18 protein-coding genes are annotated in these 23420 nt (G+C 64.9%); 9 read left to right on the top strand and 9 right to left on the bottom strand.

Annotated elements, in window-relative coordinates:
- Positions 1-144: 144 nt before the first annotated feature.
- Entirely contained in the window at positions 145-510 is a 366-nt protein-coding gene (locus ACVOLQ_RS11335; protein ID WP_313173115.1) for a helix-turn-helix transcriptional regulator, read from the bottom strand.
- A gap of 449 nt (positions 511-959) precedes the next feature.
- Here ACVOLQ_RS11335 and ACVOLQ_RS11330 point away from each other — a divergent pair, with 449 nt between their 5' ends.
- Positions 960-2060, top strand: coding sequence for an HlyD family secretion protein (locus ACVOLQ_RS11330; protein ID WP_481528060.1), 1101 nt, complete (start codon positions 960-962; stop codon positions 2058-2060).
- 194 nt (positions 2061-2254) lie between these two features.
- The gene (locus tag ACVOLQ_RS11325) at positions 2255-4999 is read left to right on the top strand and encodes a M16 family metallopeptidase (RefSeq protein WP_481528059.1); all 2745 of its coding nucleotides are present in this window, start codon (positions 2255-2257) and stop codon (positions 4997-4999) included.
- Between the two features lie 70 nt (positions 5000-5069).
- Here the strand turns inward: ACVOLQ_RS11325 and ACVOLQ_RS11320 are convergent, their stop codons facing one another.
- A complete protein-coding gene (locus tag ACVOLQ_RS11320; RefSeq protein WP_481528058.1) occupies positions 5070-5204 on the bottom strand; it encodes a hypothetical protein in 135 nt (44 codons plus the stop codon).
- A 77-nt stretch (positions 5205-5281) separates the two neighbouring features.
- On the opposite strand from ACVOLQ_RS11320, the gene ACVOLQ_RS11315 reads away from it, so the two are divergent.
- From ACVOLQ_RS11315 to ACVOLQ_RS11305, 3 genes are read left to right on the top strand one after another with little or no spacing between them, the layout of a single operon-like run.
- On the top strand, positions 5282-5479 hold the full coding sequence (locus ACVOLQ_RS11315) for a zinc-finger domain-containing protein (protein WP_282267169.1): 198 nt from the start codon (positions 5282-5284) through the stop codon (positions 5477-5479).
- 10 nt (positions 5480-5489) lie between these two features.
- Entirely contained in the window at positions 5490-6602 is a 1113-nt protein-coding gene (locus ACVOLQ_RS11310) for a glycosyltransferase (RefSeq protein WP_313173118.1), read from the top strand.
- Positions 6583-7917: an O-antigen ligase family protein gene (locus ACVOLQ_RS11305; RefSeq protein WP_313173119.1), complete on the top strand. Its 1335-nt coding sequence runs from the start codon at positions 6583-6585 to the stop codon at positions 7915-7917. Before ACVOLQ_RS11310 ends, ACVOLQ_RS11305 begins: the two co-directional genes overlap by 20 nt.
- A gap of 29 nt (positions 7918-7946) precedes the next feature.
- On the opposite strand, the gene ACVOLQ_RS11300 is transcribed toward ACVOLQ_RS11305, so the two are convergent.
- Positions 7947-8867: an LpxL/LpxP family Kdo(2)-lipid IV(A) lauroyl/palmitoleoyl acyltransferase gene (locus ACVOLQ_RS11300; protein WP_313173120.1), complete on the bottom strand. Its 921-nt coding sequence runs from the start codon at positions 8865-8867 to the stop codon at positions 7947-7949.
- A 202-nt stretch (positions 8868-9069) separates the two neighbouring features.
- On the opposite strand from ACVOLQ_RS11300, the gene waaA reads away from it, so the two are divergent.
- Positions 9070-10377 carry a lipid IV(A) 3-deoxy-D-manno-octulosonic acid transferase gene (gene waaA, locus ACVOLQ_RS11295; protein ID WP_313173121.1) on the top strand — a complete coding sequence of 436 codons (1308 nt, stop codon included), beginning with the start codon at positions 9070-9072 and terminating at the stop codon, positions 10375-10377.
- A gap of 251 nt (positions 10378-10628) precedes the next feature.
- Here waaA and ACVOLQ_RS11290 read toward each other — a convergent pair whose 3' ends face one another.
- The 3 genes from ACVOLQ_RS11290 to ACVOLQ_RS11280 all read right to left on the bottom strand — a co-directional run bounded on the left by ACVOLQ_RS11290 (position 10629) and on the right by ACVOLQ_RS11280 (position 13455).
- Positions 10629-11987 carry a TolC family outer membrane protein gene (locus ACVOLQ_RS11290; protein WP_313173122.1) on the bottom strand — a complete coding sequence of 453 codons (1359 nt, stop codon included), beginning with the start codon at positions 11985-11987 and terminating at the stop codon, positions 10629-10631.
- A gap of 20 nt (positions 11988-12007) precedes the next feature.
- Positions 12008-12655 (bottom strand): protein-L-isoaspartate O-methyltransferase family protein, encoded by a 648-nt coding sequence (locus tag ACVOLQ_RS11285; RefSeq protein WP_313173123.1) that lies wholly within the window; start codon positions 12653-12655, stop codon positions 12008-12010.
- 125 nt (positions 12656-12780) lie between these two features.
- Positions 12781-13455, bottom strand: a complete 675-nt coding sequence (locus ACVOLQ_RS11280) for a TetR/AcrR family transcriptional regulator (RefSeq protein WP_313173124.1) — start codon at positions 13453-13455, stop codon at positions 12781-12783.
- 106 nt (positions 13456-13561) lie between these two features.
- Between ACVOLQ_RS11280 and ACVOLQ_RS11275 the strand changes: the two genes are divergently transcribed.
- The 3 genes from ACVOLQ_RS11275 to ACVOLQ_RS11265 all read left to right on the top strand — a co-directional run bounded on the left by ACVOLQ_RS11275 (position 13562) and on the right by ACVOLQ_RS11265 (position 20949).
- The gene (locus tag ACVOLQ_RS11275; RefSeq protein ID WP_313492874.1) at positions 13562-14689 is read left to right on the top strand and encodes an efflux RND transporter periplasmic adaptor subunit; all 1128 of its coding nucleotides are present in this window, start codon (positions 13562-13564) and stop codon (positions 14687-14689) included.
- Positions 14690-14692: 3 nt separating this feature from the next.
- On the top strand, positions 14693-17854 hold the full coding sequence (locus tag ACVOLQ_RS11270) for an efflux RND transporter permease subunit (protein WP_313492872.1): 3162 nt from the start codon (positions 14693-14695) through the stop codon (positions 17852-17854).
- A gap of 143 nt (positions 17855-17997) precedes the next feature.
- On the top strand, positions 17998-20949 hold the full coding sequence (locus ACVOLQ_RS11265) for a ligand-binding sensor domain-containing protein (RefSeq protein ID WP_313173127.1): 2952 nt from the start codon (positions 17998-18000) through the stop codon (positions 20947-20949).
- A gap of 35 nt (positions 20950-20984) precedes the next feature.
- Here the strand turns inward: ACVOLQ_RS11265 and ACVOLQ_RS11260 are convergent, their stop codons facing one another.
- Genes ACVOLQ_RS11260 through ACVOLQ_RS11250 form a run of 3 tightly spaced genes read right to left on the bottom strand, consistent with a single transcriptional unit; the run spans position 20985 to position 23319 of the window.
- Positions 20985-21794: a hypothetical protein gene (locus ACVOLQ_RS11260; protein ID WP_313492870.1), complete on the bottom strand. Its 810-nt coding sequence runs from the start codon at positions 21792-21794 to the stop codon at positions 20985-20987.
- A complete protein-coding gene (locus ACVOLQ_RS11255) occupies positions 21794-22054 on the bottom strand; it encodes a hypothetical protein (protein ID WP_481528057.1) in 261 nt (86 codons plus the stop codon). The genes ACVOLQ_RS11260 and ACVOLQ_RS11255 overlap by 1 nt, the downstream gene beginning before the upstream one ends.
- Positions 22051-23319: an aminotransferase class I/II-fold pyridoxal phosphate-dependent enzyme gene (locus tag ACVOLQ_RS11250; RefSeq protein ID WP_313492869.1), complete on the bottom strand. Its 1269-nt coding sequence runs from the start codon at positions 23317-23319 to the stop codon at positions 22051-22053. The genes ACVOLQ_RS11255 and ACVOLQ_RS11250 overlap by 4 nt, the downstream gene beginning before the upstream one ends.
- Between the last annotated feature and the right edge of the window lie 101 nt (positions 23320-23420).

Below are 23420 nucleotides of genomic sequence, written 5' to 3'. Positions count from 1 at the left end.
CCGGGGCTATGGTGGCCAGCGGTCTTATGTAATATTGGCTTTATACTTTGGTATTCCCCGCTTGGCGGCTGACGACGCTCCCACAATCAATGGCATGTGTATCGGACAGGCGGCGCCGGTTGAATTCCCGGTCGCCGCCAAGCATCAGAACTGTGGAATCTTCTGCGCCTCCACTATCTGCAATACGAGTTTGCGGGTAGCTGCGCGGCAGGAGCGATAGGCCAGCAACAACCTCCGCTCCGACGGGTCATCCACCAGCTCTGCGTTTTCGCTGGGGATCGCCGCGGAGATTGCATCCAGTTCCCCGCGCCCTGTCGCCAGCCATTCAAATGAAACGTCGGTCACCAGTGCGATGGTGATCAGACGCATCGTGCTGGGTGATATGCCCGTCGGACTTTCCCAGTTACCCACCGCGCTACGGCTTACTTTCAGTTGGCTGGCCAACTCCGCCTGCGTCATCTTCATCTTCCTCCGCGCTTTGCGGATGCGGATTCCCAGATGGTCATGCATAAATTTCTCCTCGAGCGTTGACCATGAGAGCCGACCAAAAGCCTAAGCCATTGCGAGCTTGCGCAGTCGGCAAAGACTTATTGTCAATGTTCATTACGTCCGTGGATTATCCGAACGAAACTCGTCATCGATATTGACGACTTTTGCCAATGTAACTTGCAACTGCTGCCCGTGTTGTTTGATGTCGCTAGGCTGCACTGCGAGCTGCGAAACCAATGGGATTTCCTTGGGAAAACGCTGATAGCTTGATTGGCTTTTGTCTTATGCGTTTAACTGCTGGTGCATGTGTGTCGCAAACCGAATCGAATGAAAAGCTGCAGGCTGTCGATCAATGCAGGTGGGCGCGGATGGGGTTCAAAGGGTCTGCAAAACTGTATGCATGTGCCGCGGGTACATTCGCACTATTGGTCGTCGGGTGGGGCGTACTTTCCATTCGCACGGACAACGACTTGGCCGCTATTGCGGGCCGGCTGGTGCCGGTGCAGGGGATGGCGACGGTGGTGGCGCCGGTGGGCGGGGTGGTCCGCTGGCTGGATGTCGATGATGGCAAGCGGGTGGTGGAGGGGGACACGCTGGCATTGGTGGTCAGCCAGCGGACGATGCCCGAGATCGGTGATGCCAAAGTAGCGCTGGAGCTTGGGCTGCAGCAGCGCGAAGACAGCATCGCGCTGGCGCGCGATGCGCTGAAGGAGCAGTTGGCGGCACAGGCTGCAGGCCTGCACGAGCAGATGCAGGCGGCACGCATCGAGGCACGGCAGATCGGATTGGAGATCGCCACCCGTTGCGAGCAGATACGCATCGCCGACGCCGTGCTGGTCCGTCTGCGGGAAGCCGCGGGCTCATCGGTGGCCGGGTTTGCCGCGGCAGAGCAACAGGAGGCGCTGCTGCTCGATTACACGGTGCAGTTGCAGTCGCTGCGTCGACAACAGGCTGCCGCGCAGCGCCTGATCGCGCAGTTGAAGCAGGCCATGCAGGAGCTGCCGGGGCGGCACAAGGCCAATGAAGCCACCTACGCGGAGCATCTGGCGCAGCTACGCCTGGAGCAGGTCGAGAACGAGGCCAATGCCGCTTTGCTGGTGAAGGCGCCGGTTGATGGCGTGGTGGTTGCGCGGCTGGTCAAGCCGGGGCAGTCGGTCCACGCTGGCCAGCCGCTGCTCAGTGTATTGCCCGGCGATGGTCGGCTCGAGGCCGAGTTGATGGTGCCCGGGCGTGTGATTGGCGCGATGGCGCCCGGTGATCGCGTCGTGTTGCACTATCAGGCGTTTCCGCATCAGAAGTTCGGTGCACAGCACGGCACCATCGCCCACATCAGCCGCACCGCAGTGGACAGTGAAGAGGCGAGCTTCACACCCAAAGTGCCGGTGATGAGGGAGGCGTTCTATCGCGTCACCGTCGAGTTGGCCGATCAGGCCATTCTTGCCCATGGCCGGCTGGAGCCGCTCAAACCCGGCATGATGCTGGATGCGCTGGTCAGCGGCGAGCATGAGCCGCTGAGCGATCGCCTGTTGCAGCCGGTGTATTCGCTTGGGGGCTGGCTGGGTGGGCGTTGAGGTCGCCAGCCGCGCCGGCGGGTGCTGTTGGCAGGCGGGTGCGGTCGCCACAGCGCCAAGGCCGGGATGCCACCACATCACCGGGTTTTGCGATGATGGGCAGTGCTGCCTGGCGTACGCGGGTGCGATGCAGGGAAGGTGATGTGCATGGATTCGGGTATTGATCGCAAACTGCCGAGGGCTGGATTCCGATGATGAAGCGTTTTTGTTGTTCCCTGGCCGTGGCCCTGTCGCTGGCGGTGGTACCACTGGCACAGGCGAGCCGGGCCAGCGCCGACCTGCCCGGCGGCGTGCAGGCCGGGCCCTGCGTCGAAGGCGTCTGCGAATACCGCCTGCAGAACGGTCTGCGGGTGCTGCTGTTCGCCGATGCCAGCAAACCGACGGTGACCGTCAATCTGGTCTATGGCGTTGGTTCATTGCACGAAAACTATGGTGAAACCGGCATGGCGCACCTGCTTGAACACCTGTTGTTCAAAGGCACGCCGAAGCACCCGGATATTCCGGGCGAGATGCAGCAGCGCGGGATCAGCAAGAACGCGACCACCTCGCTGGACCGCACCAATTACTTCGCTTCGTTTCCGGCAAATGACGAGACGCTCGACTGGGTGCTGGGGATGGAGGCCGACCGCATGCTCAACGCCAACGTGGCCAAGGCCGACCTCGACAGCGAGATGACGGTGGTCCGCAATGAGATGGAAGCCGGTGACAACAATCCGGTCGGCGTGCTGATGAAACGCATGCGTTCGGTGGCGTTTGATTGGCACAACTACGCGAACATGCCGATCGGCGCACGCTCGGACGTCGAGAATGTTCCTATCGAGAACCTCAAGGCGTTCTATCGCACCTGGTATCAGCCGGACAACGCCTTGCTTGTCGTTGCCGGCCGCATTGACGCTGGGCGGGCGCTGGCCCGGGTGGCCGCGCATTTCGCACCGCTGAAAAAGCCGATGCGGACCTTGCCCGGCTTCCACACCGTTGAACCGGTGCAGGACGGCGAGCGCGAAGTCAGCGTGCGCCGTAGCAGTGAGCTGTCGCTGGTTGCCGCCAGCTATCACGTGCCGGCGCTGGCGCAGGCTGACAACGCGCCGCTGACGGTGCTGGGCAATGTGCTGGGAGACAACCCCAATGGCCGCCTTTACAAGGCGATGATGGAAACCAGGCTGGCCGCCTTCGCCACCGCCAGCAGCGAGACCCTGCATGATCCTGGCTTGTTCACCCTGATGTCGGTGCTGCCCAAGGACGGCGACCCGGACAAGGTGGAGGCCGAGTTGTTGAAGCAGGCAGAAGCCATCGCCGCGGCGCCGATCACTGAGGCGGAAGTGACGGCTGCCAAACAGCGTATCGCCAATGCCATCGACAAGCGCGCCAGTGACGTCAATGCGATGGCGATGGCATTGTCCGAATACCAGGCCGCCGGCGACTGGCGCCTGCTGTTCGTGCAGCGCGATGCAATCGAAGGCGTGACTGCTGCCGATGTAAATCGTGTTGCAGCGGCCTACCTGAAGCCGCAGAACCGTACGCTCGGCCGCTTTGTGCCGACTGCCGTACCGGACCGCGCAGTGATTCCCGCCGCGCCAGCCGTTGCGGCCCTGGTGGATGGCTACAAGGGCCGAGCGGCAGTCAGCGCAGGTGAAGCGTTTGATCCCAGCGTGGAGAACATCGCCGCGCGTACCGAGAGTTTTGTCATCGGCGACGGCCTGCGGGTTTCATTGCTGCCCAAGCGTAATCGCGGGCAGACGGTAGCGTTGACGGCGACGTTCCGCTTCGCCGACGAGCAGGCCATTACCGGGCGCAGCGAGGCCGGTAGCTGGGTAGGACCGATGCTGATGGCGGGCAGCAAGCGTCTGGATCGTGGCCAGATCGCCGCCCGCTTTGATGCGCTCAATACCCAGGCGCAGGTGAGCGGTGGCATGCAGGGTGCCAGTATCGGCCTCAACGGAAAGCGCGAAAGCTTGGCCGAGGCCCTGCGACTGGCAGCCGACGTGCTGCGCAACCCTGCATTCCCGCAGGCCGAGTTCGAGCAGCTGCGGCTGCAGGCGATCACCGGGCTGGAGTTCCAGCGCAAGGAGCCGGGAACCCAGGCATCGCTGGCCTTGAGCCAGTATTTCGATCCGTGGCCGGTTGGGCACCCGCTGCACGTGCAATCGATCGACGAGTCACTGGCCCGATTGAAGGCGCTCAAGCTGGAGGACGTGCGTGCTTATCACAGGGATTTCTACGGCACTGCGGAAGGTGAGATCGCGGTGGTTGGCGATTTCGATCCAGTGACATTGAAAACCGAGTTGCAGGCTTTGTTCGCCGACTGGAAGTCGCCCAAGCCCTATGCGCCGATCAGCACCCATTACCGGGATGTCGCGGCCACGCATGAACGCTTCGTCACTCCTGACAAGCCCAATGCGGTACTGCTGGCGCGGCAGAACATCTCGATCAATCTGGCTGATGCGGACTTCCCGGCGCTGAACATCGCCGTCGCCATCCTCGGTGGCGACCCGCTCAAGGCGCGCCTGGGCGATCGCATCCGCCAGAAGGATGGCCTGAGTTACAACGTCGGTGCCGGGCTGAGTGCCGACGAAAGTCGCACGGGCCGTGATGACAACGGCAGCCTGAGCATCCAGGCCATCGCTGCGCCGGAAAACATGGGCAAGCTGGAGGCGGCGTTGCGTGAGGAGCTGGCCCGGCTGGTCGCCGACGGCATCACTGCGGAGGAGCTGCGCAGCGCGGTGGCTGAGAAAAAGGTGGCGCGCGAGCAGTCGCGCGCGGCCGACGGCGCCATTGCAGGGCTGTTGAGCGACCATCTGTACTACGGGCGCGACATGTCGTTTGAAGCGCAACGTGATGCCGCCTACCAGGCGCTGACGGTGGAACAGGTCAATGCCGCCATCCGCAAACACCTCAAGCCCGAGCGGCTTAGTGTGTTTGTCGCCGGGGACTTCAAGTAACGTCGGCACAGGGCAAGCTGGCAACGGGGTGGTCGGCGGTCGCCCCGTTGCTGGCTGCAACCGGCGGCACTCAGCGTGGGTGACGGGCCAGCGCCGTTGTTTTGACCGACAGGATCGCTACCCGGTCGGCCCACAGCGACACCAGCAGCCGGGCAGGGCGGGCTTGGCCGGCTGCGTTGGGGTTGTCGCCGGCTTTTTGCCGCATCCGGATGCTTCGAAGCGGCTGCATCGGCCCGGCGCTGCTAGAATTGCGCAGTCCTGGTTTTTTTCGTGAATGACGCCATGAGCCATACCGCCACCGCGCCCGCCAATGCCGAGAAGCGTTACACCGTGCACCGCGCCGACCTGCCGCTGAGCTGCCCGACGCCGGAAATGGCGCTGTGGAACTCGCATCCGCGGGTTTACCTGCCGATCGAGAACGAACCCAATGGCGAGGCTGCCTGCCCGTATTGCGGTTCGGTGTTCGTCCTGGCCGACTGATCGTTGACCGATGCGCCGTTTGACGGTGGTGCAGTTGCTGCCTGCGCTGCATTCCGGCGGCGTCGAGCGTTCAACCCTGGAAATTGCTGCTGCACTGGTGTCCGCCGGACACCGGGCCATTGTCGTGTCCGCCGGTGGCCGCCTGCTGCAGCCCTTGCTGGACAGTGGTGCCGAGCATCTGACCCTGGACATCGGCCGCAAGTCGCTGCTGACCCTGCGGCACGTGGCCTCGCTGCGGCGCCTGTTCAGCGAAACCGGTGCCGACATCGTGCATGCGCGTTCGCGCTTGCCGGCCTGGCTGGGCTGGTATGCGTTGCGCGGCATGCCAGCGAGCCAACGGCCGCACTGGATGACCACCATGCACGGGCTGAATTCGCCCGGCCGCTACAGCGGCATCATGGCCAGTGGCGAACGGGTGGTCTGCGTATCGCAGACCGTGCGTGACTATCTGCTGCAGCACTATCGGCAGACCGATCCGGGCAGGTTGCGGGTGATTCCGCGCGGCGTGGACGTAGGCCAGTTCCCGCGCGTGGAGCGCAGCGACCGCCGGCCGCGGCTGGCGGTGGCGGCACTGCATCCCTCCCTGGCGGTGGCGGTACCGCTGTTGCTGCTGCCCGGGCGCGGCACCCGCCTGAAGGGACATGCGCATGCCTTGCATCTGCTGGCGGCGCTGCAACGCGAGGGCCAACCCGCGGTGCTGTGGATGCCGGGCGTACGCGAGCCGGGCCGCGAAACCTATGTGCGCGAGCTGGAGCAACTGGCAGGAACGCTGGGGGTGGCCGAACAGGTAGTGCTGAGCGAACCCACAGCCCGCATCGCCGAGGCCTATGCCGCCAGCGATCTGGTCCTGCAGTTGTCGGATAAACCGGAGGCGTTTGGCCGTACCGTACTGGAAGCGCTGTCGGTTGGCCGTCCTGTGGTCGGCTGGAACCATGGCGGCGTGGGCGAACTGCTTGGCCAGCTGCAGCCCTCCGGTGCGGTCGCCCAGGGCGACATGCAGCAGCTGACGCAAAGCGCGCTGCAGCTGCTGCAAGACCCACCATCCCTTCCCCGACGCATCCCCTATACGTTGCAGTCGATGCAGCGTGCGACCCTGGACGTCTATGCAGAACTTGCTGGCTGATCCGTCCCCTGCAGTGGCTCCGCGCCAGCCAGGCTGGTGGGCGCCGATCTGGGTGATCGCCTATGTCGCATTGTTGCCGTTGCCGGGTATCGCCGAATCGGTGCTGGTGCTGGGCGCCTTGTTTACCGTGGTGCGCCTGTTGCTGCTGCGGTTGCGCAAGGGAAGCGGCATCCGCAGCCTGCTGGGTGTGCCGGCATTGGCGCTGACCAGCGTGTTGTTCTGCGCGTATTGGCTGCCGCAACTCGGTTCGGCGATAGGCGCGGAGGATCCGGGGAAAGTCTGGGGCAAGGTCGCCGGCGGGCTGCGCTATCTGCCTTTCATGTGGTTGGTGGCGATAGCCGTGGGTACACCCCGGCGGCGCAACACCACCTTCAGCGGGCTGGCGTTGATCAGCGGGTTGTGGACGCTGGATGCATTGCTGCAGGCCGGTAGTGGGACCAGCCCCCTGTTCTGGAGCCTGGATCAACTCAAGTGGCTGAGCAGCGGGCATGGGCTGTGCTCATTGGACGAGGTCGCGGCAGCCGACCGCCTGCCAGGCATCTTCGGCCCCTGCAATCTGAAGTTCGGCCAGGTGCTGGCCAGTCTGTCGCCGTTCCTGCTGTTCCTGGCCGGCGCGCGTCTCGGCCGTGGGGGCTGGTTGTTGGCCGCCGCGGCGGTTGGCGCGGTGCTGGTGCTCGCCGGTTCGCGCGCTTCGCTGATCACCTATGCGCTGGTTCTGCTGATCTCCGGCTGGCGCCTGCTGGGAACGAAATGGCTGCTGCTGGTGATGCTGGCGGCGGTTGTCGGCATTGGCGCGCTGGCGGGCGGCTCGGCACAGGTGCGCGAACGTTTTGCGCGCACGGCGATGGCATTCGGCGGCGGTGCCGAGGGGCTGAACGAAGCCCTGTCCGGGCGCGGCCAGATCTGGTCCGCGGCCTTGTGCATGGTGCGCGAGCACCCGCTCAACGGGGTGGGGGCGCGCGGTTTTCGTGATGCCTACCCGGGCTGCAATCCAACCCCGGCGCAGGATCCGGTGTGGGGCGAGGGCCCGGCGCTGCACGCCCACCAGATCGTCCTGGAAATCCTTGCTGAAACCGGTGTGCTGGGCCTGCTGCTATGGATCGCCGGTGCGGCCATGGCCTTGCGGGCCTGGATCTATTCCGGCCCGCAGGCGCGTGATCGCGCGCGTCCGGCAGCGCTGGCCTTGCTGGTGACGGTATTCCCGCTCAATACCCATCTGGCGTTCTACTCCGCATTCTGGGGTGGCGTGACGGTATTGCTGGCGGCGCTGTATGCCGGTGCGCTGCTGGCCGAAACCGACGGGCAGGACCCTTGAGCCAGTCGGCGGTTGCGGTGTAGCCCGGCTCAATCGTAGAAGTGGCTGCGGCCTTCGGGCTGGCGCTTGAAACGACGGTGGATCCACAGGTACTGGTCCGGTGCCTCGCGCACCATCTGCTCGATCGCGGCGTTGACCTGGGCGGTATCGGCAACGGCATCGTCGGTGGGAAAGCCGGGCAGGGGCGGGGCGATCTTCAGCACATAGCCACTGCCGACGCGGCGATGGAAGTACGGCACCACTGCGCAGCCGGTCATCCGCGCGAACTGATGGGTGGCGGTGATGGTGGATGCGGGCATGCCGAAGAACGGCACGAAGACCGAATCCTTGCCGCGCATGTCCTGGTCCGGCGCGTACCAGAGGAAGCCGCCCTTCTTCAGGTGGCGCACCGTGGCGCGGATGTCCTCGTTGGCGAACATCGCGCAGGCGTACTTGAGCCGCCCGCTTTTTACCGCCCATTCCATTACCGGATTACGGTACTTACGGTACATGCCGGCCAGCGGTACGTGATCGCAGAGCAGGCGGCCGCACATTTCCAGGGTCATGAAGTGGCCTGATACCAGCAGCACACCACGGCCTTCGGCCTGCAGTGCCTTCAGGTGCTCCAGTCCCTCCCATTGCACCTGCGGGCGGATGACATCGATCTTGCCCCACCAGGCGCGGGCGAACTCGAACACACCGACGCCCAGTGCATCGAAGCTGTCGCGCAGCAGGCGCTGGCGCCAGGCCTCGTCTTTCTCGGGGAAACACAGTTTGAGATTGACCTCGGCCGCGCGGCGGCGGCTGCGTGCCAGGTGCAGGGCCAGCCAGCCGATGCCACGGCCCAATGCTCGCTGCAGCGTCCATGGCAGGCGCGCGGCGACGAAGGCGATGCCCAGCCAGGCAAAGGTGGGCCAGTGGCGTGGCTGCAGCAGCGAGGGCCGGGTGGCGCTGGAGGGTGAATCGGACATGCGTCGATTCTAAGCCACGGGCGGTGACGGGGGAGCAGATGGGGTTTGCTGGAGTGGGCGGGCAGATGCGGGCCCGGCTGGCGATGACCGGGCGGTGCGCATGCGCGGGGAATGGCTGGAACGGTGTCCAGGCACGGCGTTGCAGTGTGCAGCCGCGGCCCTTGTCTCTCGCATTTTCGGTGTTCTCCCGTATCCTTCGCCGATGCGTAAGGATCCTGTTGAACTTCTGCTGCGCGGCATTTACTCCGCGGTGCTTTACCTGCTGCTGCCCATCACCGTGTATCACCTGGTATGGCGCGGCTTTCGTGTGCGCGAATATTTCCGCCGCTGGGACGAGCGTTATGCCTCGTATCCGGATAGCGGCAGTCAACCGCGGGTGTGGTTGCACGCGGTGTCGGTGGGCGAGGTCAATGCGGCAGCGCCGCTGGTCAATGCGTTGCGTGCACAGCGCCCGGATATCCGCTGGATCATCACCACCATCACGCCCACCGGCTCGCAGCGTGTGCGTGCGCTATGGGGCGATGCGGTGGATCATGTGTATCTGCCATACGACGTGCCGGGCAGCGTCAGTCGCTTTCTCGAGCACTTCCAGCCCAGCCTGGCGCTGATCCTGGAGACCGAGCTGTGGCCGAACATGTTGTTTGGCTGTCGTGATCGCGGCATTCCGGTCTACATTCTCAACGCGCGCCTGTCGGCGCGGTCGTTGAAAGGCTATCGCGTGCTGAAAGCGCTGGTTGGGCGTGCGCTGCGCACGGTGACCTGCGTCGCCGCGCAGTCGCAGGCGGATGCGGAGCGCTTCATCGAGCTGGGCGCTCTGCCCGAGCAGGTGCAGGCGCTGGGTAATCTGAAATTCGATATCCATCCGCCGGATCCGACGACGGTGCTGCAGGCGTTCCACCAGCATGTACCGGCGACGCGACCGATATGGATTGCTGCCAGTACCCACGAAGGTGAAGAGCAGGCGGTGATCGAGATCCATGCGCGCTTGCTGAAGCAGCATCCGGATGCCTTGCTGCTGTGGGCGCCGCGGCATCCCGAGCGCTTTGCCAAGGCCGAGGCGCTGGCGCGCGAGGCCGGCTGGCGCGTAGCCACGCGCAAGGCACAGCAGTGGCCCGATGCGGATGCGCAGGTATTCGTGATCGATACCCTGGGCGAATTGATGGCGTTTTATGCCTGCGCGCAGGTGGCATTCGTCGGCGGCAGCCTGCAGGCCATCGGCGGCCACAATCTGCTGGAGCCGGCAGCGATGGGTACGGCCGCGGTTACCGGCCCGCACCTGCACAACTTCGCCGAAATTTCGCGACGGATGGATGAGGCTGGAGCGCTATGCATCTGTGCTGATGCCGCCGGAGTGGAGGCAGCCGTGTCGCGTCTATTGCAGGACGTGGCCGAGCGTGAGCGCATGGTGCAGGCAGGGCGCGCGCTGGTCGCCAATGGCCGTGGCGCGCTGGAACATACGATTGCATTGATCACACCGCAGTTGCCGCCGCCGAGTGAGTCCGCTGCCTAGCCGGGGTAAGCGAAGCGCTGGGGCCTGTTTGTAGGAGCGGCGTAAGCCGCGAAGCTGATGGTGCTTGAGTCCTCTGCACCCGTGCACGCTTATACGGTGCTTGCTTCGCGGCTTACGCCGCTCCTACAACGAAGCAATGCTGTGCTGCACTGGTGGGGGCATCGTTTGGGTGGTGGTGCTCGCCAGCAATGTTCCAGAAACAAGAAAGGCGGGCCGAGGCCCGCCTTTCTGCATTACGTTTCCGCGCAGCGTTACTGCGCGTTGTTCGGCTGCAGCTTGGAAGCGGCATCCACCGTCAGCAGGCGGTTGATGTCCTGGATTTCGCTGATATCCAGATCGCCGATGGCCTGGCTCAACTGCAGGCGGGCCTGCAGGAAGTTGTAGCGCGACGTTGCGTAGTCCAGCTGGGCCTGGAACAGGGTCTTCTGGTTCTGCACCACGTCCAACACGGTACGGGTGCCGACTTCCAGGCCGACCTGCGAGGCATCATAGGCGCTCTGTGCCGAGACCACGGTCAGGCGACGCGCTTCCACTTCGCTGATACCGGCAACCAGTGCCTGGTAGGCATTGCGGGTGTTGCGGTCGAGGGCACGCTTCTGCTGCTCGAAGGTATCCTGGGCGATATCGCGACGGGCCAGCGCCTGACGCACACCGGACTGGGTGGCACCACCGGCGAAGATCGGCACGTTCAGGGTCAGGCCGATCGAGTTGGTGGTGGCATCCGGAACAGCAGTGCCGCTGCCGGTGCTGTCACCCCAACGCGCGCTCTTGCCCCAGCTGCCGCCCAGGGACAGGGTCGGATAGTGGCCGCCACGGGCGGAGGAGACGTTGGACTCTGCGGCGCTGACCTGCAGCTCCTGCGCCTTCAGCGCCGGGTTGCGCGAGACCGCATCGGCGACCAGCTGGTCGACGTTGCTGCGGTTGGCTGGCACTTCCGGGCGGAAGTCGACCGGCAGGCCGCGCAGGTCGCGCACCGGCTGGCCGGTCAGCTCGGTCAGCGCCTGGTAGGCATCTTCCAGTGCATTGCGGGCAAGAATGGTATTGGCGCGGGCCTGATCGTACTGGGCACGTGCTTCGTGCATGTCGGTGATCGGTGCCAGGCCCACTTCCAGACGCTTGTCGGCGTAGTCGAACTGCTTCTTCGCAGCGGCTTCGTTGGTCTCGGCGGCAGTCAGCGACTCGATGCCGACCAGCACGTTGAAGTAGGTGGTCGCAGTACGCACGATCAGCTCGTCGTTGGCCGACTCGAGATCGAAATCGGCAGCCTTGCTGACGTCACGCTGCGCGCGCAGGTTGGCGAACTGACTCCAGTTGAACAGGGTCTGGCTGCCGTTGATACCGTAGTTGCGGGTCTTGGAGGTGGAGCTGCCGCTGATGTCGTCGTAACTGGTGCGGGTACGGTTCAAGGACGCTTCACCGCCGATCTGCGGCAGCAGTGCTGCGCGGGCCTGTACCTGGCCTTCCTTGTTGATCAGGCGCGTGGATTCAGCCGCAGCCAGCTGCGTGTCACCGTTGCGGGCCATTTCGTAGACCTGCAACAGGTCGGCGGCATGGGAAGTCAGCGGAGTGAGGGCGACTGCCAGCGCAAGGGTGAGGGATCGGCGGATCATTGCGGCTTCCTTGGACGGTTTTAGAGTTGGAATTGCGGTGCGGGCGCAGCGCCCTGCAGGTAATCAAGATCGGTTTCGAACAGCGAGGCGACGCTGCCGTCGGCCTGGACCAGCACCGCTTCCATCACCGGCGAGACGCCGCGGATGGCAAACAGGCGGCCGCCAGTGCGCAGCAGCTTCAGCAGTTCCACCGGAACGGTTTCTACCGCACCGGTGATGCAGATGGCGTCGAACTGACGCTGGCTCTGCCAATTCAGGCCGTCGGCCACTTCAATGCGGACATTGCTGCCCAGCTTGGCGGCGTCCAGGTTCTGGCGCGCGCGCTCGGCCAGTTCGGGCTGGATTTCCAGGCTCAGCACTTCGCGGGCCAGTTCGCCCATGCAGGCGCTGAGGAAGCCGCTGCCGGTGCCGATTTCCAGCACTTCGTCGGTGGGCTGCAGGTCCAGCGCCTGCAAGGTACGGCCTTCGATGACCGGCTTCATCATCTTCTGGCCATGGCCCAGCGGCAGCTCGATATCGGCATAGGCCAGGGCACGGTGCGATTCGGCGACGAAGGCCTCACGCGGCAGGCGGGCCAGCACGTCCAGCACGCGGACCTCCAGCACATCCCAGGGCCGGATCTGCTGTTCAACCATCATTTCGCGGACGTGGGAGTAATTGATCGTCATGGGAAGCTCATCATTCCTGCGCAGTGGGCCGGCCATTTTACCGGTTACCAGGCACAAAGTACGGGCCCAACATTGCGGCGGGGACCGCGTTGGACGCAGTGCCGGAAGTCATTCGCACCTCCGGTTCATTCAGCTTGCTGGCGCGGGGCATACGCCCGGATGAAGAAATCGACGCTGGCGGCGATATGCACGTCGGCATTGAGTTGGTCCGGAGCGGCGCACAGGCCACACATCATATGGGTATGGACTTCGCCCTTGATCAGGCAGAAGAACTGGCGGGCAGCCAGGGTCGTATCCTCGATGGCCAGCTGGCCACGGCTGACGCGGGCGCCAAGGAACTCGGCCAGGGCCGCCTCGGTGCGGGCCGGGCCTGCCTGCCAGAACATCTGCCGGACCCGGTCGTCGGTATCCGGGGTCATCATCATGCGCTGGGTGGCAATGGCCGCATCGCTGCTGATCAGTGTGAAGAAGGCATGGCCGATACCCAGCAACTGGCCGCGCAGCGGGGCCTCGTTGTCGGTGACGAACAGATCATCGGGCATCATTTCCACGCACTTGGCCTGGATTGCCTCGCTGAACAAGGTGTCCTTGTCGCCGAAATGGCTGTACACCGTAAGTTTGGAGACGCTGGCGCGGGCGGCGATCTCATCCATGCTGACGCCGTTGAAACCCTGCTCGATGAACAATTCCTTGGCCGCCTCAAGGATGGCCGCGCGCTTGCCCAGATCCTTGGGGCGACCCGGACCGGAACTGCGTGGCGTCGCTGTCGTGGCGGCGCGGGAGGATGTTTTCGGGCACATCAGGTAATACTAGACCAGCTGGTTCGATATTTATACTATACCGATGCGTTCAGTAATGGCGGTGAAATCCCGCCATCTCTCTCCCCTTGCGTTTGCGACCTTATTTATGACCCACCTTCGATGGATTGGCTGTTGCCTGCTGTTGTCCTTGCTTGCTGCCTGCGGCAAGCCTGAAACCGCGCCTGTACATGCTGTACCCGTGCTGGTGGAGCACCCGGCCGGCAATGGCGGGGTAGCGATCAGTGCCTATCCGGGCGAGGTGCGTGCCCGCGAGGAAACCGCGCTGTCCTTCCGGGTCAGCGGCAAGCTGCTGCGGCGTGAAGTCGACGCCGGCCAGCGGGTGGACAAGGGGCAGTTGCTGGCCGAGCTGGATGTGGCTGACTACAGCCTGCAGGCACGCGCGGCACAGGCGCAATACGCCGCCGCCGAGGCCGACCTGGTCCGTGCCCGCGATGAGCACAAGCGCTACCAGACCCTGGCCAGCCAGCAGCTGGTCAGCCAGTCGGCGCTGGATGCGCAGACTGCGGCGTTGAAGGCCGCGCAGGGCCAGGCCGATGCGGCGCGGGCCAATCTGGACGTGGCGCGCAACCAGGCGGCTTATTCCCGGCTGCTCGCGCCGGAAGGCGGCATGATCGCCAGCCGCGAGGCCGAGGCCGGGCAGGTGGTGGCCGCCGGCCAGACCATCTATACGATGGCCGCCGATGGCGCGCGCGAAGTGGCTATTGCCCTGCCGGAAAGCGCCATCCGCGATTTCAGCGTTGGCCAGGCGGTCGAGGTCGAGTTGTGGAACCAGCAGGGCAAGCGTCTGTCAGGCAGCATCCGCGAGATCGCCGCCGCTGCCGATCCGCAGGCGCGTACCTATGCCGCGCGGGTCAGTCTGGCGGCTGAGGCATTGGACGCAGTCGAGCTGGGCCAGAGTGCGCGGGTGTTCATCGCCCACGGCAAGGACGGTGTGATGAGCATACCGCTGGCGGCAGTACAGCCTGGCAAGCAGCCGCAGCAGGCCAGCGTGTGGGTGGTGAACCCGGCCGATGGCAAGTTGCAGGCGCGCGCGGTGACGCTGGGCGCTTATGGTCCGGAAAGCGTGCCGGTGCTGCAGGGCCTGAAGACTGAAGATTGGGTGGTTGCGGCCGGTGGGCATCTGCTGCGCGAGGGCCAGCAGGTGACTGCCGTTGATCGCAGCAACCGGCCGGTGCTTGCGCCTGCCGCCGTGTCCGCAAAGAAAGGGGAGTGAGGCGTGAAGCGCTTCAATCTCTCCGAATGGGCGCTCGGTAACCGCCCGCTGGTGCTGTTCATGATGATCGCGATGGCGATCATCGGTGCCTGGTCGTACAAGCACCTGGGGCAGTCCGAAGACCCGCCGTTCACCTTCAAGGCGATGGTGGTGCAGACCATGTGGCCCGGTGCCACCGCCGAGCAGGTGTCCAAGCAGGTCACCGAACCGATTGAAAAGGCGTTGATGAACACCGGGCAGTTCGAGTTCATCCAGGCCTATTCGCGCCCGGGTGAGTCGCAGGTGATCTTCATGGCGCGCGACTCGATGCCGTCCAAGGACGTGCCCGAGCTGTTCTACCAGGTGCGCAAGAAGGTTGGCGACATCCATTCGCAGTTGCCGGCCGAAGTGATCGGGCCGTTCTTCAACGATGAGTTCGGCGACACCTTCGGCAATATCTACGCGTTGACCGGCAAGGGCTTCGACTATGCGCTGATGCGCGACTATGCCGACCGCATCCAGCTGCAGCTGCAGCGCGTGGATGACGTGGGCAAGGTCGATCTGCTCGGCCTGCAGGACGAGAAGGTCTGGATCCAGCTGTCCAACACCAAGCTGGCGACGCTGGGTGTGTCGATGCAGCAGGTGCAGCAGGCGCTGGCGCAGCAGAATGCGGTGGCCCCGGCCAGCTGGTTCGAGACCCCGACCGATCGCGTACAGCTGCGTGTGACCGGTCAGTTCACCTCGGTCGAGGACATCCGCAATTTCCCGATCCAGGCCGGTGATCGCACGGTGCGGCTGGGCGATATCGCCGAGGTGAAGCGCGGCTTCGCCGACCCGGCTTCGGCCAAGATGCGTTTCATGGGCGAGGACGCCATCGGCATTGCGGTGGCGATGAAGAACGGCGGTGACATCCTCAAGCTGGGCAAGACCCTGGACAGCGAGTTCGAGCAGCTGCAGAAGACGCTGCCGGCCGGCATGCAGCTGCGCAAGGTGTCCGATCAGCCGCATGCGGTGAAGGAATCGGTGGGCGAGTTCGTCAAGGTGCTGACCGAGGCGGTGGTGATCGTGCTGCTGGTGAGCTTCTTCTCGCTGGGCTGGCGTACTGGCCTGGTGGTGGCGGTGTCGATCCCGCTGGTGCTGGCGATGACCTTCTTCGTCATGCACCAGTTCGACATCGGCCTGCACAAGATTTCGTTGGGTGCCCTGGTGCTGGCGCTGGGTCTATTGGTGGATGACGCGATCATCGCGGTGGAGATGATGGCCACCAAGATGGAGCAGGGCTATGACCGCCTGCGTGCGGCCAGCTTTGCCTGGACCTCCACCGCGTTCCCGATGCTGACCGGCACCTTGATCACCGCCGCCGGCTTCCTGCCGATCGCCACCGCGGCGTCGAGTACCGGTGAGTACACGCGCTCGCTTTTCCAGGTGGTGACGATTGCGCTGGTGGTGTCGTGGATCGCCGCGGTGCTGTTCATTCCCTACCTCGGCGACAAGATGCTGCCGGACCTGCACAACCCGCAGCCGCCCAAGCCGGGCAGCATCGCCGGACGCTGGCGCGCGCTGCGTCTGCGTTGGGCCGACCGCAATCCGGCGTTGGCCAACCTGGTCAAGCCGAAGGAGCTGGCGCACGACCATGACCCCTACAAAAGCGCGTTCTACCAGCGCTTCCGGGTGTTCCTGGATGCCTGCCTGCGGCGTCGCTGGCTGGTGATCCTGGCCACGGCAGGTCTGTTCGTGTTCTCGCTGGTGATCTTCCGCTTCGTGCCGCAGCAGTTCTTCCCGGATTCAACCCGGCCCGAGCTGATGGTGGATATCGAACTGGCTGAAGGCGCATCGCTGACCGCTACCCAGGCCCAGGCCGAGAAGTTCGAGGCGTTGATCAAGGGCCACAAGGGCGTCGCCAACTTCGTCGGTTATGTCGGCAATGGTTCGCCGCGTTTCTACCTGCCGTTGGACCAGCAGTTGCCGGCCACCAATTTCGCCCAGTACGTGGTGCTGGCGCAGGACACCAAGGCGCGCGAGGAGCTGCGTGATTGGCTGTTGAAGGAGGTCGTGCCCCAGTTCGGTGATGTGCAGCTGCGTGTGACCCGGCTGGAGAACGGCCCGCCGGTTGGCTACCCGGTGCAGTTCCGTATTTCCGGCGAGCATATCGAGCGGGTGCAGGCCATAGCCGCGCAGGTGGCGGAAAAGGTGCGGCAGAACCCGCATACCACCAACGTCAACCTCAACTGGAGCGAGCCGAGCAAGGTGGTGCGGCTGGTCGTCGACCAGGACCGCGCGCGGGTACTGGGCGTGAGCAGTGCGCAGATCGCACAGTTCCTGACCAGCTCGCTGTCCGGCATGAGCGTGAGCACCTACCGCGAAGGCAATCGCCAGATCGGCATGCTGCTGCGTGGCCCGGATGACGAGCGTGCGCGTCTGGACATGCTCGGCAGCCTGGCCATCCCGACCGCCAACGGCAAATCGGTATCGCTGTCGCAGGTGGCCAAGCTGGAATATGCCTTCGAAGACGGCATCATCTGGCACCGCGACCGTCTGCCAACCGTCACCGTGCGCGCCGATATCGGCGACAGCATGCTTCCGGTAGGCGTGGTCGAACAGATCGTGCCGACCTTGAGCGAGATCCGTGATGCCCTGCCCAGTGGCTACCTGCTGGAAACCGGCGGCACGGTGGAGGACTCCGCGCGCGGCCAGGACTCGATCAAGGCCGGCATGCCGCTGTTCCTGGCGGTGGTGGCGACCTTGCTGATGGTGCAGCTGCGCAGCTTCTCGCGGGCGGCGATGGTGTTCATCACCGCACCGCTGGGCATCATCGGCGCGACCTGGTTCCTGTTGCTGTTCCAGGCGCCGTTCGGCTTCGTGGCGATGCTGGGCACGATTGCCCTGGCCGGCATGATCATGCGCAACTCGGTGATCCTGATCGACCAGATCCAGCAGGACATCGATGCCGGCCATGACCGCTGGCACGCCATCATCGATGCCACCGTGCGCCGCTTCCGGCCGATCGTACTGACTGCGCTTGCTGCAGTGCTGGCGATGATCCCGCTGTCGCGCAGTGCCTTCTATGGCTCGATGGCGATCTCGATCATGGGCGGGCTGATCGTCGGTACGGTGCTGACCCTGGTATTCCTGCCGGCCCTGTATGCGGCCTGGTTCCGGGTGCGCGCGGACGAGGCCGGCCACTGAGGACCGGCCCGCCGGGATCGGACCGCAGGCCAGCGCATAAGCGGCCTGCGTAAGGACGGCGTAAGAAACGGCGATGGATTTCACGCTTGAGATGGTAAATTGGCGCGTCGGCGGGGGAGCCGACGCGACCTGCGGAGGCGGGTTTGTCCAGACGCCACAGCCCATCCACGCTCATTGCCGCACTGCAGGCCGTTCGCATTCGCATGGCTGGGCTGCTTTGGGTGCTACTCGCCAGCAGCCTGCTGTGGGCCGGTGGCGCGCAGGCTGCCCGGCATACCGTGGCCGGCTGGGGTATGGAGCAGGGGCTGCCGCACAATCTGGTGCAGTCGATCGCGCAGGGCAGCGATGGCTTCATCTGGCTGGGTACGTGGGAGGGCGTGGTCCGCTTCAATGGCCGCAGCTTCACCGTGTTCGACCGCCAGAATACGCCCGGCATGGAGCTGTCCGGGGTGCTCAGCATCCTGCCCGAGGCCGATGGTGCGATGCTGTTCGGCACGGTTTCCGATGGCGTTTATCGCTACCACCGCGGCCGCTGGGAAGCGCTTGGCGGCGCCGATGCCCGGCATCTCTCGGTAAGCGCGCTGTTGCGCGATGGCGCCGGTGACCTCTGGATCGGGGCAAACGACAAACTGCTGAAGTTGCTGCCTTCGGGGCAGTTGCTGGATGCGGGCAGTGCCCTCGGCTTGCCCGAGGTGCCCATCACCGCGCTGCATGCCGGCAGCGGTGACACCTTGCTCGTCGCCACGGAAAAAGGCGTCTACCAGATCCGCAAGGGACAGCTGGGCGCGTGGAACAACACCGCCGGATGGGTGGTGCGTGACCTGCTTCCCGACGCAGAGGGCGGCTGGTTGATCGCCGCCGATGACGGCGTTCATTGGCTGCACGGCGATGGCCGCCGCCAGCATCTGCTGCCTGGCGAGCGGGTGGATGCGGTACGCCTGGATAACAGCGGTGCGGTATGGCTGAGCCTGTCGGCTGGACGCCTGGTGCGCTGGAATGCAGGCAATATCGAACGGATCGCGATCCCCGGCCAGGTCAGTCCGGCGCTGATGATCGATCGCGAGGGCCTGGTCTGGTCGGGCAGCACCGACGGTTTGTTCCGCATCGACGAGGGGGCTGCGCGTGGCCTGACCAGTGAGGACGGGCTGGGCTCGGACTATGTGCGCGCGCTGATCCAATCGGCGGACGGCAATGTCTGGATTGGCCACTCCGAAGGGCTCGACCGGCTGCGCGACGAGGCGATCAGCCGCGTGCGGCTGCTCCCTGGCAATGGCCGCGATGCGTCGGTGCTGGCCTTGGCGACACGTGGCGATGCGTTGTGGGCCGGCACGTACAACAAGGGCGTGTTCCACCTGGACGCGGCGGGAAAGGTGCTGCAACGGATTCCGTTGCCCGGTACGGTCCAGCCATTGGTGCGCAGCCTGCTCAGCGAGAGTGATGGCGGTCTGTGGATTGGCAGTTCCGAAGGACTGTTTCATCACCGGCAGGGGCAGCTGCGCCACTACGGGCTGGAGGAGGGATTGCCAAGCCTGGCCGTGCATGCCTTGTATCGCGATGCCTCGGGTGTGCTGTGGATCGGCACCAACGGTGGCATGGCGAGCCTGGGCAAGGACGGCAAGCTGCAAGGCTGGTCGGCCGATCTCGACTTTCCTGCCCGCTATGTCTTCGATTTCCTGGGGGACGACAATGGTGACCTGTGGATGGCAACCGACCACGGTTTGCTGCGCAAGCGGGGGCTGGACATCACCGTGTTCGACCACCGCAACGGACTGCCGCGGGACAAGATCTTCCGGGTGATCGATGACGGTGGCGGACACCTGTGGCTGTCCAGCAACCAGGGGGTGTTCCGGCTGGACCGCCGCGACCTGATCGCGGTAGCCGCCGGTGCCCGCACCCATCTCGCGGTGCAGGTGCTGGACCATACCGATGGCATGCCCAGCAGCCAGGGCAATGGCGCATCCACGCCGGCAGGCTGGCTCACCAACGAAGGGGAGCTGTTGTTTCCCACTGGCGGCGGCCTGGCGGTGATCGATCCGCAACGCGTGGACGGCAATACCCGTTTCAACAAATTCCCCGTCGCCATCGAAAGCGTGGTGGTTGATGGCGATCCGCAACCACTGCGCAGCGCCTATGGCTTGCCCGCCGGCGTGGACCGGATTGCCGTGGCCTATGCCGGTTTGGGCTTCCGCGCGCCGGACAAGATGCGCTATCGCTATCGGCTGGAGGGCTTCGACCGGGACTGGGTGGATGCAGGCAGCCGTATCGAAGCGGTCTACACCAATCTGCCGCCGGGACACTATCGGCTGCGGATCCAGGCCATGTCGCTGCCGCTGGATTGGGAGAACACCAGCCGCGGCGGCGAGGCGGTACTGAGCCTGGATATCGCCGCCCCGCTTTGGCAGCGGCCCTGGGTGCGTTGGTTGAGCGGCGTTGCGTTGCTGGGTTTGCTGCTGCTGTTGCTGGGCTGGCGCGCGACCAGCTACCGGCTGCGGCAGAAACGCCTGAACGACGAGATCGCCGCGCGTACACAGGAACTGAGCGAGAAGAATCGTGCGCTCGAGCAGGCCGATTTCGAGCGCGCAAGTCTGCTGCAACGGCTGGAGCATCAGGCCATGCACGATGCGCTGACCGGCCTGCCGAACCGGCGTGCGGGTGATGCGTACCTGCAGAGGGCGCTGTCGCAGGCGGCAGCCGATGGCACGTCCTTGAACGTGGCGCTGGTCGATGTCGACCACTTCAAGCAGATCAACGACCGCTACGGGCACGAAGCGGGAGATCAGGTGTTGCGGGATATCGCCGGACTGCTGCAGCTGCGCCTGGGCAAGTGCCAGTTCGTGGCCCGCCATGGCGGCGAGGAGTTCCTGGTGGTAATGCCGGGCATGTCGCTGCAGGCGGCGGTGGAGGTCCTGCAGGAATTGCGGGTCCGGTTGGCGCGGCTGCGCTTTGAAGAGGTGGATGCCGAGGTGGGAGTCACTGTCAGCATCGGCGTTGCCACGCTCGGACCCGGCCAGGACACCGTTCGTACCCTGTTGGCGGCTGCGGACCGGCAGCTGTATCGGGCCAAGCGTGAAGGCCGCAACCGGGTGCTTGCCTGATCCGCGCAAAGGGGTGCTGCTGGACTTCGCGCTGATCAGCGAGGCCTGCGCAACGGTGTCATGCCGATGCCGCAGGCCACCAGCGCCAGGCCTGTCCATTTGAGCGCGCCATAGATGTTGCCCTGGTAGATATCGGCCAGCGCCAGCCAGAAGAAAGCGAGGTTGGTCAGGACCGATACCAGGGCGGCATCACCGGGGTTGCGTGCGGCGACGGTGATGACGTGGATGCGCACGGCGGCGATCAGGCCGATCGCGGCGACCGGCCACAGCGATGCCGGCCAGGCAGGACGAATGGCGGCAAGCAGGATCAGGGTCAACATGCCGGCGGACAGGTTGTAGAGACCGTTGGTGGTGCTGGCGCGTTCACCTGCCAGCGCAAGCTGGCCCAGGGTCAGGAACGACCCGGCATAGGCCAGCGCGGCGGAAGCGGCCAGCAGATGCGAACCGTTGAGGTTGAGACCGGCGGTTCCCGGTTGCAGCGTCAAGGCCAGGCCGGCGAAGGCCAGCACCGCACCTGCACGTGCGCGCAGGTCGCGCACTGCCTGGAACGTTACCAGCAGGGGGGCGGCGTTTAGCAGCATCGAGACCTCGATCGCGCTTGCGCCCGGCCAGGACAGCGCGGCGTAGTACGCCGCAAACGCCCACACCCCCACCACGCTGCGCAGGGCATGCAGGCGCAGGGGAGCCTTGGGAAGCTCCTGTGGCGGGTTCAGCAGCGCGCCTACCAGATACTGTGCAATCAACAGCCATAGCGGATGGATCGATGCGCTGGCCTGGCTGCTGACGATCAGCGCGGTGATGGCGGACAGCAGGCTGGCAACAGCGCCGAGCAGCAGCGTTCGCATCAGCCCGGTCCGATCGCCGTCGGACGCGCGAAGCTGCCGTATTGCCGCTGGGGAAGAGTGATGGGAATGGGCAGACGGCGCGGAACGGTGCGCCACTTGCTGGCTGCGGCGGGCGTAGCGGATTGTCCCTGTCGCGCTGGGAAGCGCTGCGCAGCGATGCATTGCTTGTCCTCGATGCCGACGTCACCTGGATCAGGCAACAAGGAAATCTTCGATGCAGGGCGAGGAAGGTTGGTCGGCGGTGCTTGCCCCTTGCTCATGGCGCTGCCTGCTGCGTGTTGCGTCGGTTGCGTAGCGACGGCGCTGCCAGCAGCGCCGTCAGTGCCGTGCCCAGCTGGCGGACCTGGTCGACGGTATGCGCTGCGGATAGGGATATCCGTATTGCTCCCTGGCCGCGGGCGATGGTGGGGTAGTAAACCGGGGTGGTGATGGCGTCATGGAGGCTCAGCAGCGTATCCGCACTGGCAATGGCCGCGGCGGCATCGCGGCAGGGAATGACCCTGAACGCGATATCGGTGCCGGCCTGCTGGGTGGTGATGCCAGCCGCGCCGAGCAGGCTGTCGAACAAGGCCAGGCGCGCCGCAAGGGTCGTGCTCAAGCGACGATGCTCCGCGGGAGTCGCCAGGATCTTCATCGCTGCCAGGATCGCGCCCTGCGCCGAGGCATCCAGGTTGCAGGAGAACCGGTCGGCGACCGAATCCTTCAGCAAGCCGCCAACGAAGGCCCGCGGGCCGACCATGAAACCTCCCGCCGCGCCAAAGGCCTTGCCGAAGGAACCGGTAACAACGGTGCGTCCCGCATGCTGCTGCAGCGCTTCCATGGCCTTGCCGCGGCCGTTGCTGCCATGCATGCCAACCGAGTGCGCATCATCCAACCACAACTGGCCATTGGCATTGTCATCGAGGAACCGTGAGAGCCCCTCGAAATCGGCAAAACCTCCCATCGAATACAGGCCGTCTTCGATGACAACCACGGCGCGTCGCGTGGTTCTTGCCAGCGCACTGGCAACGGCGACGGTGTTCCTGGTGGTGATGATGCGATTGGCTGCAAACGCGCCCTTTACCGCAAAGTGCACGGTGGCGTGTGCATTCGGGTGGACGACCGCCGTGGCATCGACGGCATCCGCGGCAAAGCCGGCGGCGGTGGCGATGTTGGCGGAGAGGGTGGTGGGATAGATTCTGGCCTGTGAGTCGCCGGTCTTCATCTCCACTAGGCGTCGGCTGATCTCATGGGTGAGCGCGGTTTGCGCGCGCGCCATCGCCACGCTGGAGTGCACGGCACCAAACTGGGCGATTGCATCAATGGACGCGCGTGATACTTCGGTGCGGGTGTTGAGCCCCAGCGGGCTGTTGGAGAGAAAGTCGGTTACCCAGCGCGAGCCACCGGCAGCCAGCACGCGCAGTGTGCGGTTGCGGCCGCACTCCAGGATCTGCATGCCGTAGAGATTCCTGCGCCTTGCATCATCGTCCGCAGACGTGCCGGCGGTATCGATGTGCAGGTCCATGCTTGAGTGGGAGATCGCCATTTCCAGCTTCCATTCCGTTGGGAGCGCTGAATGTAGCCAGCGCTTCATAGCCGGAATATTTCAAGCCTGAAGCTGCATTCGAATAAGCAAGCACGCACCGC

This window comes from Stenotrophomonas sp. STEN031, from assembly GCF_056759975.1.
Note: the sequence above shows the minus strand (reverse complement) of the source record. Positions and strands in the feature narration are given on the sequence as shown.

Excerpts from the sequence above, each read along its gene's own strand:
- ACVOLQ_RS11335 (WP_313173115.1), bottom strand. The coding sequence starts at position 510 with ATGCATGACCATCTGGGAATCCGCATCCGCAAAGCGCGGAGGAAGATG.
- ACVOLQ_RS11325 (WP_481528059.1), top strand. The coding sequence starts at position 2,255 with ATGAAGCGTTTTTGTTGTTCCCTGGCCGTGGCCCTGTCGCTGGCGGTG.
- ACVOLQ_RS11320 (WP_481528058.1), bottom strand. The coding sequence starts at position 5,204 with ATGCGGCAAAAAGCCGGCGACAACCCCAACGCAGCCGGCCAAGCCCGC.
- ACVOLQ_RS11315 (WP_282267169.1), top strand. The coding sequence starts at position 5,282 with ATGAGCCATACCGCCACCGCGCCCGCCAATGCCGAGAAGCGTTACACC.
- ACVOLQ_RS11310 (WP_313173118.1), top strand. The coding sequence starts at position 5,490 with ATGCGCCGTTTGACGGTGGTGCAGTTGCTGCCTGCGCTGCATTCCGGC.
- ACVOLQ_RS11305 (WP_313173119.1), top strand. The coding sequence starts at position 6,583 with ATGCAGAACTTGCTGGCTGATCCGTCCCCTGCAGTGGCTCCGCGCCAG.
- ACVOLQ_RS11300 (WP_313173120.1), bottom strand. The coding sequence starts at position 8,867 with ATGTCCGATTCACCCTCCAGCGCCACCCGGCCCTCGCTGCTGCAGCCA.
- waaA (WP_313173121.1), top strand. The coding sequence starts at position 9,070 with ATGCGTAAGGATCCTGTTGAACTTCTGCTGCGCGGCATTTACTCCGCG.
- ACVOLQ_RS11290 (WP_313173122.1), bottom strand. The coding sequence starts at position 11,987 with ATGATCCGCCGATCCCTCACCCTTGCGCTGGCAGTCGCCCTCACTCCG.
- ACVOLQ_RS11285 (WP_313173123.1), bottom strand. The coding sequence starts at position 12,655 with ATGACGATCAATTACTCCCACGTCCGCGAAATGATGGTTGAACAGCAG.
- ACVOLQ_RS11280 (WP_313173124.1), bottom strand. The coding sequence starts at position 13,455 with ATGTGCCCGAAAACATCCTCCCGCGCCGCCACGACAGCGACGCCACGC.
- ACVOLQ_RS11275 (WP_313492874.1), top strand. The coding sequence starts at position 13,562 with ATGACCCACCTTCGATGGATTGGCTGTTGCCTGCTGTTGTCCTTGCTT.
- ACVOLQ_RS11260 (WP_313492870.1), bottom strand. The coding sequence starts at position 21,794 with ATGCGAACGCTGCTGCTCGGCGCTGTTGCCAGCCTGCTGTCCGCCATC.
- ACVOLQ_RS11255 (WP_481528057.1), bottom strand. The coding sequence starts at position 22,054 with ATGAGCAAGGGGCAAGCACCGCCGACCAACCTTCCTCGCCCTGCATCG.
- ACVOLQ_RS11250 (WP_313492869.1), bottom strand. The coding sequence starts at position 23,319 with ATGGCGATCTCCCACTCAAGCATGGACCTGCACATCGATACCGCCGGC.